Source organism: Serratia sp. S4, from assembly GCF_000347995.1.
Lineage (GTDB): Bacteria > Pseudomonadota > Gammaproteobacteria > Enterobacterales > Enterobacteriaceae > Serratia > Serratia quinivorans.
Window position 1 is genome coordinate 1,828,484 of the sequence record NZ_KB661120.1, and the last position, 17,541, is coordinate 1,846,024.

Sequence of the window (17,541 nt, forward strand, 5' to 3'; positions counted from 1 at the left end):
TATCATGGAGAAACCTAATGAAATCAGTGAAACTCAGCGTTGTAGCGTTACTGCTGGCGGGGGCAAGCGGTTCTGCGTTGGCATTGCCCACCATTACCCTGTTGGCGACCGGCGGCACCATTGCCGGTGGCGGCGAGTCGGCGACAAAATCCAACTATACGGCGGGCAAACTGGGCGTTGATGCTCTGGTGAATGCCGTACCGGAGCTGAAAAACGTCGCCAATATCCAGGGTGAGCAGGTGGTAAACATCGGTTCGCAGGATATGAATGATGAGGTTTGGCTGAAGCTGGCGAAGAAAATCAACGCCGACTGCGCTAAAACCGACGGTTTTGTTATCACCCATGGCACCGACACGCTGGAAGAAACCGCCTACTTTCTTGATCTGACGGTTAAATGTGACAAACCGGTGGTGATTGTCGGGGCCATGCGCCCGGCCACGGCGATGAGCGCCGACGGTCCGTTTAATCTGTATAACGCCGTGGTGACGGCGGCAGATTCGCAATCGGCCAAACGCGGGGTGCTGGTGGCGATGAACGACAGCGTGCTGGACGGGCGTGATGTGACAAAAACCAACACCACATCGGTACAGACTTTCCAGTCGCCCAACTTTGGCCCGCTTGGCTATATCCATAATGGCAAGGTTGACTATCAGCGTTCACCGCAGCGCAAGCACACCACGGATACGCCGTTTGACGTCTCCGGTCTGACTGAGTTGCCCAAAGTCGGCATTATCTATAATTATGCCAACGCCTCCGATGCGCCTGCCAAGGCATTGATTGCCGAAGGTTATCAGGGCATCGTCAGTGCCGGTGTCGGAAACGGTAACCTGTACAAAACGGTGTTTGACACACTGGCTACGGCCGCCCATAACGGCGTCGCCGTGGTGCGTTCTTCCAGAGTGCCCACCGGGGCGACTACCGAGGATGCCGAAGTGGATGACGCCAAATTTGGCTTTGTTGCCGCAGGCACGTTAAACCCGCAGAAAGCGCGGATCCTGCTGCAATTGGCGCTGACGCAGACCAAAGACGCCAAACAAATTCAGCAGATGTTTAATCAATACTGAGTGCCTTTTCTTCATTCGGGGGCCTGCGCGGCCCCCAGCCATGTCGGCTGAATACAGCATAAAAAACCGCGTTAACCCACTGAATTGGCCGCTGTCACAGCGTTTTATTGCAAAAATTACCGGTGATTTGGCAGAGCCTGTTATTGCAGGGATAACGCGTTTCCCGGCGGCGGGCGAATAACCATTGCAGGCAGGGGGCGCGAGTGATAAAACCGATGGGTTAGTTCGGGCGTATTTCGGTAGGCCAGTTTCATTGGCGAATAGTGAATGTGGTGAGGGGAAATGACTCAGGTTTATAATTTTAGCTCTGGTCCGGCCATGTTGCCGGTTGAAGTTTTGCGTCGTGCGGAACAGGAGCTGTGCAACTGGCACGGTCTTGGCACCTCGGTGATGGAAATCAGCCATCGCAGTAAAGAGTTTATCGAAGTTGCTCAGCAGTCCGAACAGGACCTGCGCGATCTGCTGAAAATCCCCTCCAATTATAAAGTCCTGTTCTGCCACGGCGGTGCCCGCGCACAGTTTGCCGCGCTGCCGCTGAACCTGCTGGGTGACAAAACTACCGCGGACTATATCGACGGCGGTTATTGGGCGCACAGTGCTATCACCGAAGCGCAAAAATACTGCACGCCAAACGCCATCGACGTGAAAACTTCCGTCGACGGCCTGCTCGGCATCAAACCGATGAAAGAGTGGCAGTTGAGCGACGACGCGGCCTACGTGCACTATTGCCCTAATGAAACCATCGACGGCGTGGCTATCGATGAATTACCTGATTTTGGCGATAAAGTCGTGATCGGCGATTACTCTTCTACCATTTTATCTGGTCCGCTGGACGTCAGTCGTTTTGGCGTGATTTATGCCGGCGCCCAGAAAAACATTGGCCCGGCCGGCCTGACGCTGGTGATTGTGCGTGAAGATCTGCTGGGTAAGGCGCGCCGCGAAGTGCCGTCGATCCTCGATTACACCGTGCTGGCCGAAAACGACTCGATGTTCAACACGCCGCCGACCTTTGCCTGGTATCTGTCCGGGCTGGTGTTCAAATGGCTGAAAGAGCAGGGTGGTCTGGTAGAGATGCACAAACGCAATCAGGCCAAGGCCGAACTGCTGTATGCGACTATTGATAAGTCTGATTTTTACCGCAGCCGGGTGGCGCTTGCCAACCGTTCCTGGATGAACGTGCCTTTCCAGTTGGCGGATCCCGCGCTGGACAAGGTGTTTCTCAGCGAAGCTGAAGCCATTGGCTTGCAGGCGTTGAAAGGCCATCGAGTGGTTGGCGGTATGCGCGCTTCTATTTACAATGCCATGCCGTTGGCTGGCGTGAAGACATTAACCGACTTTATGGTCGACTTCGAACGTCGTCACGGTTAAGCCGGGTAGCCTGCCTTGAGCGGGCCGCCTTCGCTGTTGTCCTTTTTGAATTAAAGCGGCTCCGGCATTTTCCCGGGGCCGTTTCGTTTATCAGATTTTGGAGATTTTTGTTCACATGGTGGATTCCCTGACGTTACAACCGGTTGCCCTGGTCAATGGCACCGTCAACTTACCCGGCTCCAAGAGCGTATCCAACCGTGCTCTGTTGCTGGCTGCGCTGGCGGAGGGAACGACAACGCTGACTAACCTGCTGGACAGCGACGATGTGCGCCATATGTTAAATGCGCTGCAGGCGCTGGGCGTGAGCTATCAGCTGTCAGACGATCGCACCACCTGTAAAGTGGACGGTGTGGGCGGCCCGTTGGTGGCCAGCAAGCCGCTTGAACTGTTCCTCGGCAATGCCGGTACCGCGATGCGCCCATTGGCAGCCGCTCTGTGCCTGGGCAGCAACGATGTGGTGCTGACCGGCGAACCGCGCATGAAAGAGCGTCCGATCGGTCATCTGGTCGATGCTCTGCGTCAGGGCGGCGCACAGATTGATTACCTGGAACAGACTGATTATCCGCCATTGCGTCTGCGCGGTGGTTTCCGCGGCGGCGATGTCACCGTCGATGGCAGCGTTTCCAGCCAGTTTCTGACCGCATTGCTGATGACGGCCCCTTTGGCAGAACAGGACACCCATATCCATATCAAGGGCGAACTGGTTTCCAAGCCGTACATTGATATCACGCTGCACCTGATGCGTACTTTCGGCGTCGAGGTTAGCCACGACAACTACCGCGTGTTCCACATTAATGGTCGCCAGACCTACCGTTCTCCGGGTGACTATCTGGTCGAGGGCGATGCTTCTTCCGCCTCTTACTTCCTGGCGGCAGCCGCGATTAAAGGCGGCACCGTACGCGTAACCGGCATCGGCAAGAAAAGTGTTCAGGGCGATACCAAGTTCGCCGATGTTCTGGAGAAAATGGGCGCGCGCATTACCTGGGGTGATGATTATATCGAATGCAGCCGCGGTGAATTGCGCGGCATCGACATGGATATGAACCATATTCCTGATGCGGCGATGACCATTGCGACCGCGGCCCTGTTTGCCGAAGGCCCAACCACCATTCGCAACATTTATAACTGGCGGGTGAAAGAGACCGATCGGCTGGCTGCGATGGCGACAGAGTTGCGTAAAGTGGGCGCTGAGGTAGATGAAGGCGAGGACTATATCCACGTAGTCCCACCGGCCAAGCTGAAGTTTGCCGATATAGGCACCTACAACGATCACCGTATGGCGATGTGCTTCTCGCTGGTGGCGTTGTCTGATACGCCGGTGACCATTCTTGATCCTAAATGTACCGCGAAAACCTTCCCGGACTATTTCGAACAGTTGGCGCGCATCAGCCAATTGGCGTGATCCGCAGTCAGATACTTTCTTTTAAGGCCCTTGATTGGGCCTTTATTGTTTTTAACGCCCGTAGCCTGGATCCGTCCGCTATACTTTTGCGCGGTCATACGCTTATTTTCAACAACCAGACAGTTCCAGGGTAACAGTTCGTCGTTTGGCAGCGTATAATGCGCCACCGTGACTGCCCCGATTGGGCGGGCGGCAGGGACGGTTTTAATTATGCTTTCGCATTGTGCTGGCGGCAGGTTATGTCCCTGTGAGGTTTTCTACCTGAAGGAGAGAGAAATGACGGCTACAGCCCCAGTGATAACCGTTGATGGACCAAGTGGCGCAGGCAAAGGTACCTTGTGCAAGGCGCTCGCCGAATCCCTTGGTTGGCGTTTGCTTGACTCAGGCGCGATTTATCGCGTACTGGCGTTGGCAGCGCTGCATCATCAGGTTGATATCACGTCTGAGGAGGCGCTGGTTCCACTGGCCGCACATCTCGATGTTCGCTTTATTGCCCAGGATGGCAAACTGCAGGTTATTTTGGAAGGTGAGGATGTCAGCAATGAAATCCGCACTGAAACCGTCGGCAATACCGCTTCACAGGCTGCGGCTTTCCCGCGTGTGCGTGAAGCCCTGTTGCGCCGCCAGCGGGCATTCCGTGAGGCCCCTGGCCTGATTGCCGATGGCCGCGACATGGGCACTGTGGTGTTCCCCGATGCGCCGGTCAAGATTTTCCTGGACGCCAGTTCTGAGGAGCGTGCGCACCGCCGCATGCTACAGTTGCAGGAAAAGGGCTTTAATGTTAACTTTGAACGTCTTTTAGCCGAGATAAAGGAACGGGATGACCGTGACCGTAATCGGCCTATCGCGCCACTGGTGCCTGCTTCTGACGCCCTCGTGCTGGATTCAACCAGCATGTCGATTGACGAAGTCATCCAGCGTGCGTTGACTTATGCACATGAAGTTTTAGCGTTGCCGCAGCAGTAAGCGCGGCGGCGTTATTGGCTTTTTGTCATATTTGTCATGGTAGTATCGAACTATATCGGGTAAAATTTTACCCCTGTAACCTAAACCCTGTCGGCATGGAGCCAATGGCGGGGTATGTGAAACAACCCCATTCGGCGGGATGCTAAATGGACGTTAAACTATAGAACCCTGAAGATTAAACATGACTGAATCTTTCGCTCAACTCTTTGAAGAATCCCTGAAAACAATCGAAACCCGTCCGGGTTCCATCGTTCGTGGCGTTGTAGTTGCTATCGACAAAGACGTAGTACTGGTTGACGCCGGTCTGAAATCTGAGTCTGCCATCCCGGCTGAGCAATTCAAAAACGCACAGGGCGAGCTGGAAATCCAGGTAGGCGACGAAGTTGATGTTGCGCTGGACGCTGTTGAAGATGGCTTCGGTGAAACTCTGCTGTCCCGTGAGAAAGCTAAGCGTCACGAAGCTTGGATCACGCTGGAAAAAGCTTACGAAGAAGCTGAAACTGTCGTCGGTGTTATCAACGGCAAAGTTAAGGGTGGCTTCACTGTAGAGCTGAATGGTATTCGTGCGTTCCTGCCAGGTTCCCTGGTTGACGTGCGTCCAGTACGTGACACTCTGCACCTGGAAGGCAAAGAGCTTGAGTTCAAAGTCATCAAGCTGGACCAGAAACGCAACAACGTTGTAGTTTCTCGCCGTGCGGTTATCGAATCAGAGAACAGTGCAGAACGTGATCAACTGCTGGAAAACCTGCAGGAAGGCATGGAAGTTAAAGGTATCGTTAAGAACCTCACTGACTACGGTGCATTCGTTGATCTGGGCGGCGTAGACGGCCTGCTGCACATCACTGACATGGCTTGGAAACGCGTTAAGCATCCGAGCGAAATCGTCAACGTTGGCGACGAAATCACTGTTAAAGTGCTGAAGTTCGACCGCGAGCGTACTCGTGTTTCCCTGGGCCTGAAGCAACTGGGCGAAGATCCATGGGTTGCTATCGCGAAACGTTACCCAGAAGGCACCAAGCTGACTGGTCGTGTAACCAACCTGACTGATTACGGCTGCTTCGTGGAAATCGAAGAAGGCGTTGAAGGTCTGGTACACGTTTCTGAAATGGATTGGACCAACAAAAACATCCATCCGTCCAAAGTTGTTAACGTGGGCGATGTAGTGGAAGTTATGGTTCTGGACATCGATGAAGAACGTCGTCGTATCTCCCTGGGTCTGAAGCAGTGCAAAAACAACCCATGGCAGCAGTTTGCAGAAACCCACAACAAGGGCGACCGCGTTGAAGGTAAAATCAAGTCTATCACTGACTTCGGTATCTTCATCGGCCTGGACGGCGGCATCGACGGCCTGGTTCACCTGTCTGACATCTCCTGGAACGTTGCAGGCGAAGAAGCAGTTCGTGAATACAAGAAAGGCGACGAAATCGCAGCGGTTGTTCTGCAGGTTGACGCAGAGCGCGAGCGTATCTCCCTGGGCGTGAAGCAACTGGCTGAAGACCCGTTCAATAACTACCTGTCTATGAACAAGAAAGGTACTATTGTTACTGGTAAAGTCACTGCAGTTGACGCCAAAGGTGCTACAGTTGAATTAGCAGGCGGCGTAGAAGGTTACCTGCGTGCTTCTGAAGCCTCTCGCGACCGCATTGAAGATGCAACTCTGGTTCTGAATGTGGGTGACGACGTTGAAGCTAAATTCACCGGCGTTGACCGTAAGAACCGCGTAGTAAGCCTGTCCGTACGTGCTAAGGACGAAGCTGACGAGAAAGATGCAATCGCTACTGTTAACAGCAGCAGCAAGCAAGAAGAAAGCAACTTCTCTAACGCAATGGCTGAAGCTTTCAAAGCGGCTAAAGGCGAGTAATGACGGGGGGCGGTTTTTGACCGCCCCGATACGGTAGTTTAGCTGCAAAGCTTGGAGGAACTATGACCAAGTCTGAACTTATTGAAAGACTTGCTGGCCAGCAATCTCATGTACCGGCGAAAGCCGTTGAGGATGCAGTGAAAGAGATGCTAGAACATATGGCTGCTACGTTAGCCGATGGGGAACGCATCGAGATCCGCGGATTCGGCAGTTTTTCTCTTCACTACCGTGCTCCGCGTGTGGGCCGCAACCCGAAAACTGGTGATAAAGTTGAGTTGGACGGCAAGTACGTTCCTCACTTCAAGCCAGGCAAAGAGCTGCGTGACCGTGCCAATATCTATGGCTAGTCACTGACTACCCATAGAGTTGTTGCTTGTAAAGAAATATAAAACGGTGCCTTAGGGCGCCGTTTTTTTTGCCTGTTATTTACTGGCGCGGTCTCGGCGCTTCTTGCGAGCTACGCCGCAGCATGCGGTTGGCCGCGGTAACGACCGCTATTATTGTGCGAAGAGGATCGCGTACTGTCAGATTGCAGATGGTGAGTATTGGCCAATGCGTAAACAATCCCGTTAAGTTGGCAGCCTGGATTGCTGCCTTATAGCGGGAGAACACCTATCAAAACCTCGTTGGATTTGGCGGCAAGTGCGGTTATCTGCGGCATTTTCCCGTTGCTCATCATGCCGTACTTACCCGATGTGCGCATCGCTCTGTGGGTGACCTTACCCGTTTGTCTCTGCCTGTGGGGGAGGGGCTGCGCAGGCCGATTCATGGCATGGGGGGCTTTGGGTTTTCTTTGGGCGGTATTCTCTGCTGGGACTCTGGTGAATCAAATCAATCGTCTGAGCCAGGGCCCGGTGGTGAGCGCCGTGGTTCAGGTTAGCAGTATTGCACTGGCTGGCGCGACACGAAAGCAGACGGTTATGCGTATCGAACGGCTCAATGGTCGATGGCTGGTACCTTCCATCGCTTTCTCGACTCTCTGGAAGCCCAAAGATCGCTCCTTGTGTGCCGGGCAACGTTGGCAGTTGCAACTGCGCTTGAGGCCGATACACGGCAATCTTAATGAAGGGGGTTTTGACCGCCAGCGTTGGGCCATGTCGCAGCGTCAACCGCTAACGGCGCAGGTGAAGAGCGCTGTAATCCTGGAACAAAACTGTGGTTGGCGGCAGAGGATGATCGCGCATGCCGAGAACAATATTGGCACTCTTCGATATAAAACGGTGCTGCTCGCGTTGGCATTTGGTGAGAGAGCCGCGCTGGAACCGGCGTTAAGAACCTTGATGTTGAAAACCGGTATTGCTCACCTGATGGCTATTTCTGGGCTGCATGTGGCGATGGTGGCCATTTTGATTTGGGGTGTGCTGCGGGCTATGCAATTTTTTTTGCCGGCAAAGCTGATTGGCTACCGCTTTCCGCTGATCGTCAGTTGGCTCGGTGCCTTAGGGTACGTTTGGTTGGCTGGCGCTCATCCACCGGCGCTAAGAACGGGGTTGGCGCTGACATTGTGGATGCTGTTACGTATACGCGGCATCCATTGCTCCTCCTGGCAAATCTGGTTGTGGTGCGTTGGCTTAATTCTGGTTTGCGATCCCCTGGCGGTACTATCCGACAGCTTCTGGCTCTCGGCCACTGCAGTATTCTGCCTGATTTTCTGGTTTGAATGGGTGCCGTTAAATCCCCGTTTTCGTTCGGGATGGCACTGGGCGCCATTGCGCTGGCTGCATATCCAGCTTGGCATTACGCTGCTATTGCTGCCCATGCAGGCCGGACTGTTTCATGGCCTGACACTTGGCTCCATACCGGCCAATCTTTGGGCGGTACCCCTGGTTTCACTGATAACGGTGCCGTTAATCCTGCTGGCGGTGGTGGCTGGTATTTTCCCAATGTTGAGTGCGGGACTATGGCGGTTGGCGGATTTTACGTTGGCAGGGGTTTTTGCCCCATTACATTATCTGCAAATAGGTTGGGTTGCTCTCGGTGCCGCGTCGTTGGCTGTCAGTCTTGCCGGTTGGTTACTGGTGATTTTTTGGCGTTTCCGCTGGTGGCTGCGTTATGCAACGGCGCTGGCAACTTTGGCACTGTGTTGCGTTCTGTGGCGTGAAAGAGAAGCCCAATACCGTTGGCGTGTAGACATGCTGGACGTTGGGCATGGCCTGGCTATGGTGATCGAAAAGAACGGCCGGGCAATATTGTATGACACCGGCCCACGCTGGGGTACCGGTAGTGCTGCCGGTCGGAATATTTTGCCATTTCTTAACTGGCGAGGATTACCTGTGGAAGAAATTATTCTCAGTCACGATCATCTGGATCATATCGGTGGTCTTGAAGAGATACAGCGTGCATTCCCACAAGCCAGGGTAAGGAGTCCACGTCTCAATGCCGGCCACTTACCCTGCGTGGCGGGAGAGCGTTGGCAATGGCAATCACTTCAGTTTCAAGTGCTGTGGCCACCAAAGGCGGTAAAATTGGCGGGGAATGATGATTCATGCGTCATCCGTATCGATGATGGTAAATATAGTTTGTTGCTGACGGGGGATGCAGAAAAAAGGACGGAGGCACAGTTGGTTAGATATCAACGCCCTTCATTGAGCGCTACTGTGTTACAGGTGCCGCATCATGGCAGTAAAACCTCGTCTACCCCGCCTTTTTTGCGTGCGGTAGCGCCGAAAGCGGCAATAGCTTCGGCATCACGTTACAATAAATGGCGATTACCTGCGGTTAAAGTGGTCGCCAGATATCTGGAAAATGACATCCTATGGCACGATACTTCGCGTTCCGGTCAGTTATCTGTACTTTTTTTCGACAACGATTGGCAAATTAATGGCTTTCGTGAACAATTAATGCCCCGTTGGTACCATCAGCGGTTTGGCGTAGAGGGTGATAATGAGTAAAATAGGCCGCTATTTCTTCCGATGCTGGTATTTGCATGATGAATGATAAAGATCTCTCCACCTGGCAGACTTTCCGTCGCCTCTGGCCGATGATCACACCTTTTAAGACCGGGCTGATCGTGGCGGCTATTGCGTTGGTACTGAACGCGGCCAGCGACGCCTTTATGTTGTCTTTGCTTAAACCTTTATTGGATGACGGTTTTGGGAAAACGGAAAGCAGCATTCTGCTGTGGATGCCATTGGCGGTAATTGGCCTGATGGTGGTGCGTGGCGCGACTGGCTTTGTCTCCAGCTACTGCATTTCATGGGTATCCGGCATGGTGGTGATGCATATGCGTCGCCGGCTGTTCGGCCATATGATGAGAATGCCGGTATCGTTCTTCGATCAGCAGTCTACCGGGACCTTGCTGTCGCGAATCACCTATGATTCCGAACAGGTAGCGTCATCGTCTTCCAGCGCGCTGGTGACCGTGGTGCGTGAAGGGGCGTCGATAATCGCGCTGTTCACCATGATGTTCTACTACAGCTGGCAACTGTCGGTGATCCTGATCGTTCTGGCACCTATTGTCTCTATTGCTATCCGCATCGTTTCCAAACGCTTCCGTAATATCAGCAAAAACATGCAGAACACCATGGGGCAGGTGACGACCAGCGCAGAGCAGATGCTGAAAGGCCATAAGGAAGTGCTGATTTTTGGTGGCCAGCAGGTTGAAACCGATCGCTTCAACTCAGTCAGCAACCGCATGCGCCAGCAGGGCATGAAACTGGTTTCCGCATCCTCGATCTCTGACCCTATTATCCAGCTTATCGCTTCGCTGGCACTGGCTTTCGTGCTGTATGCCGCCAGTTTCCCAAGCGTGATGGCTACTCTCACCGCCGGTACCATCACCGTGGTGTTCTCTTCGATGATCGCCCTGATGCGTCCGCTGAAATCACTGACCAACGTTAATGCCCAGTTCCAGCGTGGGATGGCGGCGTGCCAGACTCTGTTCTCGATCCTGGATATGGAGCAGGAAAAAGATACCGGGACCCGTGAAGTTGCACGAGCCAAGGGCGATATCGAATTCCGTAACGTCACTTTCTACTACCCAGGGAAAGAAACGCCTGCGCTGCGTGATATCAATCTGAGTATTTCAGAAGGTAAAACGGTGGCGCTGGTGGGCCGTTCCGGCTCGGGCAAGTCAACCATCGCCAATCTGCTGACCCGTTTCTATGATGTCCAGGAAGGCGAGATCCTGATGGATGGTCACGATCTGCGCGAATACACTCTGGCATCACTGCGTGATCAGGTGGCCCTGGTTTCACAAAACGTGCATTTGTTCAATGACACTATCGCCAACAACATCGCTTACGCGCGTGAAGAACGCTATAGCCGCGAAGAGATAGAGAAGGCTGCGCGCATGGCCTATGCCATGGACTTCATTGAAAAAATGGAGAACGGCCTGGATACGGTGATCGGTGAGAACGGGGTGATGCTGTCCGGTGGTCAACGCCAGCGTATCGCTATTGCTCGCGCCTTGCTGCGTGACTGCCCGATACTGATCCTCGATGAAGCCACCTCGGCACTGGACACCGAATCGGAACGTGCGATTCAGGCGGCGCTGGATGAATTACAGAAAAACCGTACTTCCCTGGTGATTGCGCACCGTCTGTCGACCATTGAGAAGGCTGATGAAATCCTGGTGGTTGAGGATGGTCGTATCGTTGAGCGTGGCGAACATGCTGCATTGCTCGAAAAGCAGGGGGCTTATGCCCAGCTTCATCGCATGCAGTTTGGTCAATAATGATCGAGCGCATCTGGTCAGGCAGTTCGCTGGTTTATTTGCTGTTGTTGCCGCTGTCCTGGTTGTATGGCCTGGTCAGCGGTCTGATTCGGCTCAGCTACCGTTGCGGCCTGCGTAAAAGCTGGCGCGCACCGGTACCGGTCGTGGTGGTGGGGAACCTCACTGCCGGCGGCAACGGCAAAACTCCGATGGTGATCTGGTTGGTGGAACAGTTGCAGCAGCGTGGATACCGGGTGGGCGTGGTTTCTCGCGGTTATGGTGGTAAAGCAGAGGCTTATCCACTGTTACTAAACGCTGACACTACCACCCAGCAGGCAGGTGATGAGCCGGTGCTGATTTATCAGCGTACCGCTGCGCCAGTGGCCATCTCACCAAAGCGTTCTGAAGCGGTACAAGCGCTGCTTAAGCAGCAGCCACTTGACGTGGTGATTACCGATGACGGCCTGCAGCATTACGCTTTACAGCGTGATTTTGAACTGGTGGTGATCGATGGCGTTCGCCGCTTTGGCAATGGCTGGTGGCTGCCGGCAGGGCCGATGCGCGAACGTGCTTCGCGGCTGAATAGCGTTGACGCCCTGATTGCCAACGGGGGTGTGGCTCAGCCTGGTGAAATCGCCATGCGGTTGCAGGCGCGCGACGCAGTAAATGTTGCCAGCGGTGAGCGCCGGCCGGCAGTTGAACTGCCACATGTGGTGGCAATGGCCGGAATAGGCCATCCCCCGCGCTTCTTCGCCACATTGGAAAAACTGGGTGTAGCGGTCGAAAAGGAAGTGGCGTTTGCCGACCATCAGGAATATCAGCATGGCCCATTGGCGGCGCTGGTATCTTCAGAGCAAACGTTATTGATGACCGAGAAAGACGCGGTTAAATGCCGCGCTTTTGCTCAGCCCAACTGGTGGTATTTACCCGTTGATGCGGTACTTCCCCCCGATCAGGCTGAGCAGTTGCTGCACAATATTGAAGCGCTGTTGACAAAATAATTCAGACTGCCAGCGCGTGAAGCCCCAGTGCTCGCGCGCAGGCGTCTATCGAACGCTGCTGCGTTTGCTGATACAACGCCAATTCATCGATCACTTCTGCCCCCAACGCCAGTTCAAATGCCGCCCTGCTTGAGGCAGCGTTGTACTGCGTGTGACCGCTGTCGCCCAAATTCGATTGGAAAATGCCTGCGGCACTGACCGGCAGAAAATCCTCATAGACCAGCGGCTGAAAGCGGATGTATTCCTGGGCGATCAGCTGTTCCAGCGTGCTGTGTTGATCCAGGGTTTCTTTAGCCGCCAGCCCACACTCGGTCGGAAAATAGCGGAACCAGGCCAGCTGTTGCTCACGCAGGGTGGCATAGTCATCTGGAAACGCCTGGAAGTTTTCCGCCAGTAACTGATTGTAGCGTTCAGCATTTTTTTCGCTCGGCGGTGCCTGCAATGCGTCGTTGGTAGCCTGTAGCAGGCGATCGTACAGTGCACGGCCTTTGGTTGTCAGCGCGACACCGCGCTGTTCAATTTCGCCGAAGCGTGCAGTGTGGTGCCCGGCAACGGCGCTACCGTCATGCTCAACAAAGTCGACGTTTTCTTCCAGCGCCTTGAAACTGGTCTGGCGCAACAGAATGGGGCGGCGGCGTGGCGGCGGGCCTTCAATCACGGCTTTGGGGGTGATACCCCGGCCGGGCATGGCCTTTTGGACACGGTCGATATCGAGAGTGCGTGGCGTCAGATGGTTGATATGCGGGCCTTTAAAGGCCACTACGTCGGCGATCAGACGGTGCTGATCGTGCAACTGCTGATATTCGGCTGCGCTAACCGTCGCCCGACTGTGCCAGCGGAAGGTTTCCAGCGCCTGTTCGACAAATTCATCAGCCTGACTGTCGTCCAGTCCGCCCTGAGCTTCTTGCAGTACAATCAGTTCAAGTGCCCGCTCAGTAAAGATGTGGCGACGAGCCAACAGGCGTTGCGCCAGCTCACGCAGCTCAGGGTTTTCAATCAGTTCCAGCCGCAATAAAGAGGTGAATACTCGGAATGGACTGATTTGCAGCGCATCCTCATGTTCTGCCCGAAATGCGGTAGAGTGAACCGGAACCCCGGCCACGGCCAGATCGTAATAGCCTACCGGTGACATACCCATCACGTTAAACAGCCGTCGCAGAGTGGAGAGTTCCTCTGCGGTGCCCACCCGAATGGCCCCGTGGCGCTCCATGGCCAGTCGTTCGACTTCGCCGGTAATTTGTAATTGATGAGCCAATGCGGCATCTTCGCGCAGGACCTGTCGGTTGGTTTCCGCCACCAGTTCGAGCAAATCGCCATACAGAGGTACCTCTTTCTGGTACATATCTGACATGGCGTGGGAGAATCTGGCGCGGATTTCATTCGGTGAGACGAACTGCTGGGCGGTCATGCGCATAGCTCCTTTATTCAGTATTATCTGAAAAATATCATTCTTGGCGGCAAACGTGCTGGTTGAGAGGCCATTCGCCTTGTTTTCACCTCAAGTTTAGCTAGGTCGATTAGGTTTTGTTATAGCCAGGCCAAGCATATTAGATTTTTATGCGTTAGCTCTCATTTGAACAGCGAATAACGGAAAATACGGCCATCCAGAAGGCAATGCCGCTAAGAGGTTTACGTAAAAAAAGATAAATTAATTCATTAGCAATCATGGATATAAAAGTAAATGTGGCGAAATGGTAAAAACAGGACAATAAACCTCTTGTGCAAAAGACAGATTTATGAGTAAATGCAAGTCGGCCTGTGATGCAGACCTATTTATGTTCGAGTTTAGAATTAAGCAGTTCCTCCAAAAACGTTATCATCTGATTCCGCTTCAAAGACGAACCTTCTAAGTACCTCCCATAAGTAATGTTTCCAAGAACAGCCAAAATTGCCTTATGGCAGGTTTTGTATATATTTAAAAGGTAAATAAGTAATGTCTAAGAAAACGGGTCAAGTGAAGTGGTTCAATGAAAGCAAAGGTTTTGGTTTTATTGAACAGAACGACGGTGGTAAAGATGTATTCGTACACTTCTCCGCAATCGCGACCGACGGTTTCAAAACTTTGGCTGAAGGCCAGCGTGTTGAGTACACCGTAGAAGACAGCCCGCGCGGGCCGGCTGCCGCCAACGTTGTTGCTCTGTAAATAAACAGGGAATAACGTAAAGAGAACTTAATACAACCATGATGAAGCGTTTGCGCTGAATCATTGCGGAAGATATTAAGTTCAACAAGCCCGCCATAGTGCGGGTTTTTTATTTTTTGCTCACGAGAGGTTTGTTACGAAAAACTTTAGGATGGGCTGGTAGCGTCCAACAATAATAAAAATGACGTTGTTAAGGATGCTCAAGTAAAAGGATATAAGTTATGTTTAAAAATACTGTGTTACAAATGGGCCGTGTGAAATGGTTTGATCAGGCTGCAGGCTATGGTTTTATTTCACCGGTAGATGGTAGCGACGAAATCTATGTAAGCCGTCGTTCTATCGCCAATACTAAAAATAAGTCGTTAAACGAAGGTCAGAACGTTGAGTTCTCGATCTATCGCAGCTCCCACGGGCTGTCAGCGGCAGACGTTATCGCGTTCTGACCCACCCCCTTCCTCGCCAGTGCCGGTGCCGCCACCCCAAGCACTGGCGAAGATAAATTCCCCGATATCCACTATTATCAAGCGATTGCTCAATCACTTCGGATATCAGGATGAACACCCCGGTTATTTCTCTTACTGCCGCCCGTGCGATCCACCTTGCCGCACAGGGGCTGCTATCCCCAATGAAGCGCAAAGCCAGGCCCGACGATGTGGTTGCCGCTATTGGGCGTATGGGTTTACTGCAAATCGATACCATCAGCGTGGTTGCACGCAGCCCCTACCTGGTCCTGTTCAGTCGCCTGGGTGACTACCAGCCGGAATGGCTGGAACAGGCATTGGCTGGCCGCCAGTTATTTGAGTACTGGGCGCACGAGGCCTGCTTTTTACCCATTGAGGATTTTGGCCTGCTGCGTCACCGAATGCTGCAGCCGCAGGGTATGGGCTGGAAGTACTCCGAAGAGTGGATGCAGGAACATCAGGCGGCGATAAATGCCCTGTTGCAACATATTGAAACTGCTGGGCCGGTGCGCTCGGCGGATTTCAGCGCCGAGAAGAAGGGCAACAGTGGCTGGTGGGATTGGAAGCCGGAAAAACGCCATCTCGAAATCCTGTTCACCGCCGGTAAATTGATGGTAGCCGAACGGCGCAATTTCCATCGCGTTTACGATTTGACGGAAAGATTATTACCTCACTGGGATGATAGCCGGGATGTATTACCTGTCGATGATGCACGACAGGAAATGCTAAGGCGCAGCTGTTGTTTCCTGGGGATCTTCAGAGCCGAATGGCTGGCGGATTACTACCGTTTGAAGCGAGTGGCGCCAAAAGCGCTACTGACGTCGTTACAACAGCAGGGCGAAGTGCTGCCCGTGCGGATCGACGGTCTGGACGGGGAATTTTACGTGCACCATTCGCTGGCGGCAGAGTTGCAACTGGCAGAACAAGGAGCGTTAAAATCCAGCGTGACCACTTTGCTTTCTCCGTTCGATCCGGTGGTTTGGGATCGCCGCCGTGCGTTGGAATTATTCAATTTTGATTACCGGTTGGAATGCTACACGCCGAAAGAAAAACGGCAGTATGGTTACTTTACGCTGCCGGTGTTGCAACGCGGTGAGTTGATTGGCCGCATCGATGCAAAAATGCATCGTCGGCAGGGTATTTTCGAAATCATCAGTTTCCACCCACAGGCCAAGGTTCGCTTTGGTAAGCAACGCGTACAGGATATTCGGCAGGCAATAACCCGCAGTGCAAAATGGCACGGTGCGTCACAGGTTATTTTGGGGGATATTCCGGCGGTGCTGGCCCTTGAGTGGGGAACTGGCTGGCAAGTGGAATAACGAACGGCGTTGTCGGCTTGGGTAAAACGAATGTTCAGCGCCGCTCGTTACAAGGGGGCCTCAGTTGCTGTAGTTGGCAAACAGGGCGATGATTTTATGAAGACGTTTGATCATGAGAATGTCTTTTTTTGTGACTTGCATCACAAAATTCTACGCCTGCGCCGGGGGCAATTCAATCCCCCTGGCAGATAAAAATGCCGCGACAAAACAGCCGGTGATTAACCTGGTGCATAGCGTTATGCTATCCTCACGCACTTTCCTGACGTTAAATCTCCACCCTGGAGGAAGCATGGATCACCGTTTACTCGAAATCGTTGCCTGCCCGGTCTGCACCGGTAAGCTTTATTTCAATAAAGAAAACCAGGAATTGGTCTGCAAAGTGGATGGCCTGGCCTATCCGTTGCGTGACGGCATTCCCGTGCTGTTGGAAAATGAAGCGCGAGCGCTGTCATTGGATGAGAAACACGCATGAGTTTTATCGCAATTATTCCAGCCCGTTATGCATCAACCCGTTTACCGGGTAAACCGCTGGCCGATATCCACGGCAAGCCGATGGTGGTGCATGTTATGGAACGTGCACGCGAGTCAGGCGCCAGCCGCGTTATTGTCGCGACCGATCACCCGGCGGTGGCCGAAGCGGTCAAAGCGGCAGGCGGTGAAGTCTGCATGACCCGGGCCGATCACAATTCCGGCACCGAGCGCTTGGCAGAGGTGATCGAGCATTATGGTTTCGCTGATGACGAAATCATCGTTAACGTTCAGGGTGATGAGCCACTGATCCCACCGGTGATTGTGCGTCAGGTGGCTGAAAATCTGGCGGGCAGCCAGGCCGGAATGGCCACCCTGGCGGTGCCTATCGAAAGCGCAGAAGAAGCTTTTAACCCCAATGCGGTCAAAGTGGTGATGGATGCACAGGGTTATGCGCTCTATTTCTCACGCGCCACCATTCCATGGGATCGCGAACGCTTTGCCCAATCGAAAGAAAGCATCGGCGACAGCCTGTTGCGTCACATAGGTATTTACGCCTATCGCGCCGGTTTTGTTCGCCGTTACGTTACCTGGGCGCCAAGTCAGCTGGAGCAAATTGAGCTGCTGGAACAGTTGCGGGTGCTGTGGTACGGCGAAAAAATCCACGTGGCGGTTGCCAAGGCAATGCCGACCGTGGGTGTCGATACGCAAGAAGATTTGCAGCGCGTGCGCGACAGTATCAAAGGCTGAGCATTGAATGCCGGCGCGTCACGCAACGCGCCGGCAATATGATTTCCCTTCTTAATATCCACATTTTGTTGATCTGCGTTGAAG

General features: G+C 53.4%; 15 protein-coding genes. 14 read left to right on the top strand and 1 reads right to left on the bottom strand.

The genetic code is table 11. The features are described 5' to 3' along the window. Window positions 1–17: 17 nt before the first annotated feature. The 9 genes from ansB (at window position 18) to lpxK (ending at window position 12,316) form a co-directional block, all read left to right on the top strand. Window positions 18–1,064, top strand: coding sequence for an L-asparaginase 2 (gene ansB / locus SERS4_RS0109270; protein ID WP_012006135.1), 1,047 nt, complete (start codon window positions 18–20; stop codon window positions 1,062–1,064). A gap of 282 nt (window positions 1,065–1,346) precedes the next feature. Next, complete coding sequence (gene serC / locus SERS4_RS0109280; RefSeq protein WP_017892275.1) at window positions 1,347–2,432, top strand: 3-phosphoserine/phosphohydroxythreonine transaminase; 1,086 nt, start codon at window positions 1,347–1,349, stop codon at window positions 2,430–2,432. Between the two features lie 115 nt (window positions 2,433–2,547). Then, window positions 2,548–3,834, top strand: coding sequence for a 3-phosphoshikimate 1-carboxyvinyltransferase (gene aroA / locus SERS4_RS0109285; protein WP_012006137.1), 1,287 nt, complete (start codon window positions 2,548–2,550; stop codon window positions 3,832–3,834). A 276-nt stretch (window positions 3,835–4,110) separates the two neighbouring features. Beyond that, window positions 4,111–4,800, top strand: coding sequence for a (d)CMP kinase (gene cmk, locus SERS4_RS0109290; RefSeq protein WP_012006138.1), 690 nt, complete (start codon window positions 4,111–4,113; stop codon window positions 4,798–4,800). A gap of 181 nt (window positions 4,801–4,981) precedes the next feature. Continuing rightward, window positions 4,982–6,661: a 30S ribosomal protein S1 gene (gene rpsA / locus SERS4_RS0109295; RefSeq protein ID WP_012006139.1), complete on the top strand. Its 1,680-nt coding sequence runs from the start codon at window positions 4,982–4,984 to the stop codon at window positions 6,659–6,661. Window positions 6,662–6,723: 62 nt separating this feature from the next. Next, entirely contained in the window at window positions 6,724–7,008 is a 285-nt protein-coding gene (ihfB, locus tag SERS4_RS0109300; protein WP_004942652.1) for an integration host factor subunit beta, read from the top strand. Window positions 7,009–7,287: 279 nt separating this feature from the next. Then, window positions 7,288–9,552: a ComEC family protein gene (locus tag SERS4_RS0109305; RefSeq protein WP_172641825.1), complete on the top strand. Its 2,265-nt coding sequence runs from the start codon at window positions 7,288–7,290 to the stop codon at window positions 9,550–9,552. 35 nt (window positions 9,553–9,587) lie between these two features. Beyond that, the gene (msbA, locus tag SERS4_RS0109310; protein ID WP_017892278.1) at window positions 9,588–11,336 is read left to right on the top strand and encodes a lipid A ABC transporter ATP-binding protein/permease MsbA; all 1,749 of its coding nucleotides are present in this window, start codon (window positions 9,588–9,590) and stop codon (window positions 11,334–11,336) included. Further along, complete coding sequence (lpxK, locus tag SERS4_RS0109315; protein WP_017892279.1) at window positions 11,336–12,316, top strand: tetraacyldisaccharide 4'-kinase; 981 nt, start codon at window positions 11,336–11,338, stop codon at window positions 12,314–12,316. Before msbA ends, lpxK begins: the two co-directional genes overlap by 1 nt. 1 nt (window position 12,317) lies before the next feature. Here lpxK and SERS4_RS0109320 read toward each other — a convergent pair whose 3' ends face one another. Next, window positions 12,318–13,724: a VOC family protein gene (locus SERS4_RS0109320; protein WP_017892280.1), complete on the bottom strand. Its 1,407-nt coding sequence runs from the start codon at window positions 13,722–13,724 to the stop codon at window positions 12,318–12,320. A 525-nt stretch (window positions 13,725–14,249) separates the two neighbouring features. On the opposite strand from SERS4_RS0109320, the gene SERS4_RS0109325 reads away from it, so the two are divergent. The 5 genes from SERS4_RS0109325 (at window position 14,250) to kdsB (ending at window position 17,457) form a co-directional block, all read left to right on the top strand. Beyond that, entirely contained in the window at window positions 14,250–14,459 is a 210-nt protein-coding gene (locus SERS4_RS0109325) for a cold-shock protein (RefSeq protein WP_004717375.1), read from the top strand. Between the two features lie 221 nt (window positions 14,460–14,680). After that, window positions 14,681–14,902 carry a cold-shock protein gene (locus SERS4_RS0109330; protein ID WP_006320799.1) on the top strand — a complete coding sequence of 74 codons (222 nt, stop codon included), beginning with the start codon at window positions 14,681–14,683 and terminating at the stop codon, window positions 14,900–14,902. Window positions 14,903–15,012: 110 nt separating this feature from the next. Next, window positions 15,013–16,239 (top strand): winged helix-turn-helix domain-containing protein, encoded by a 1,227-nt coding sequence (locus SERS4_RS0109335; protein WP_026142296.1) that lies wholly within the window; start codon window positions 15,013–15,015, stop codon window positions 16,237–16,239. A 289-nt stretch (window positions 16,240–16,528) separates the two neighbouring features. Next, window positions 16,529–16,711, top strand: coding sequence for a Trm112 family protein (locus tag SERS4_RS0109345; RefSeq protein ID WP_012006145.1), 183 nt, complete (start codon window positions 16,529–16,531; stop codon window positions 16,709–16,711). Next, the gene (gene kdsB, locus SERS4_RS0109350) at window positions 16,708–17,457 is read left to right on the top strand and encodes a 3-deoxy-manno-octulosonate cytidylyltransferase (protein WP_012006146.1); all 750 of its coding nucleotides are present in this window, start codon (window positions 16,708–16,710) and stop codon (window positions 17,455–17,457) included. The genes SERS4_RS0109345 and kdsB overlap by 4 nt, the downstream gene beginning before the upstream one ends. Window positions 17,458–17,541 lie beyond the last annotated feature (84 nt).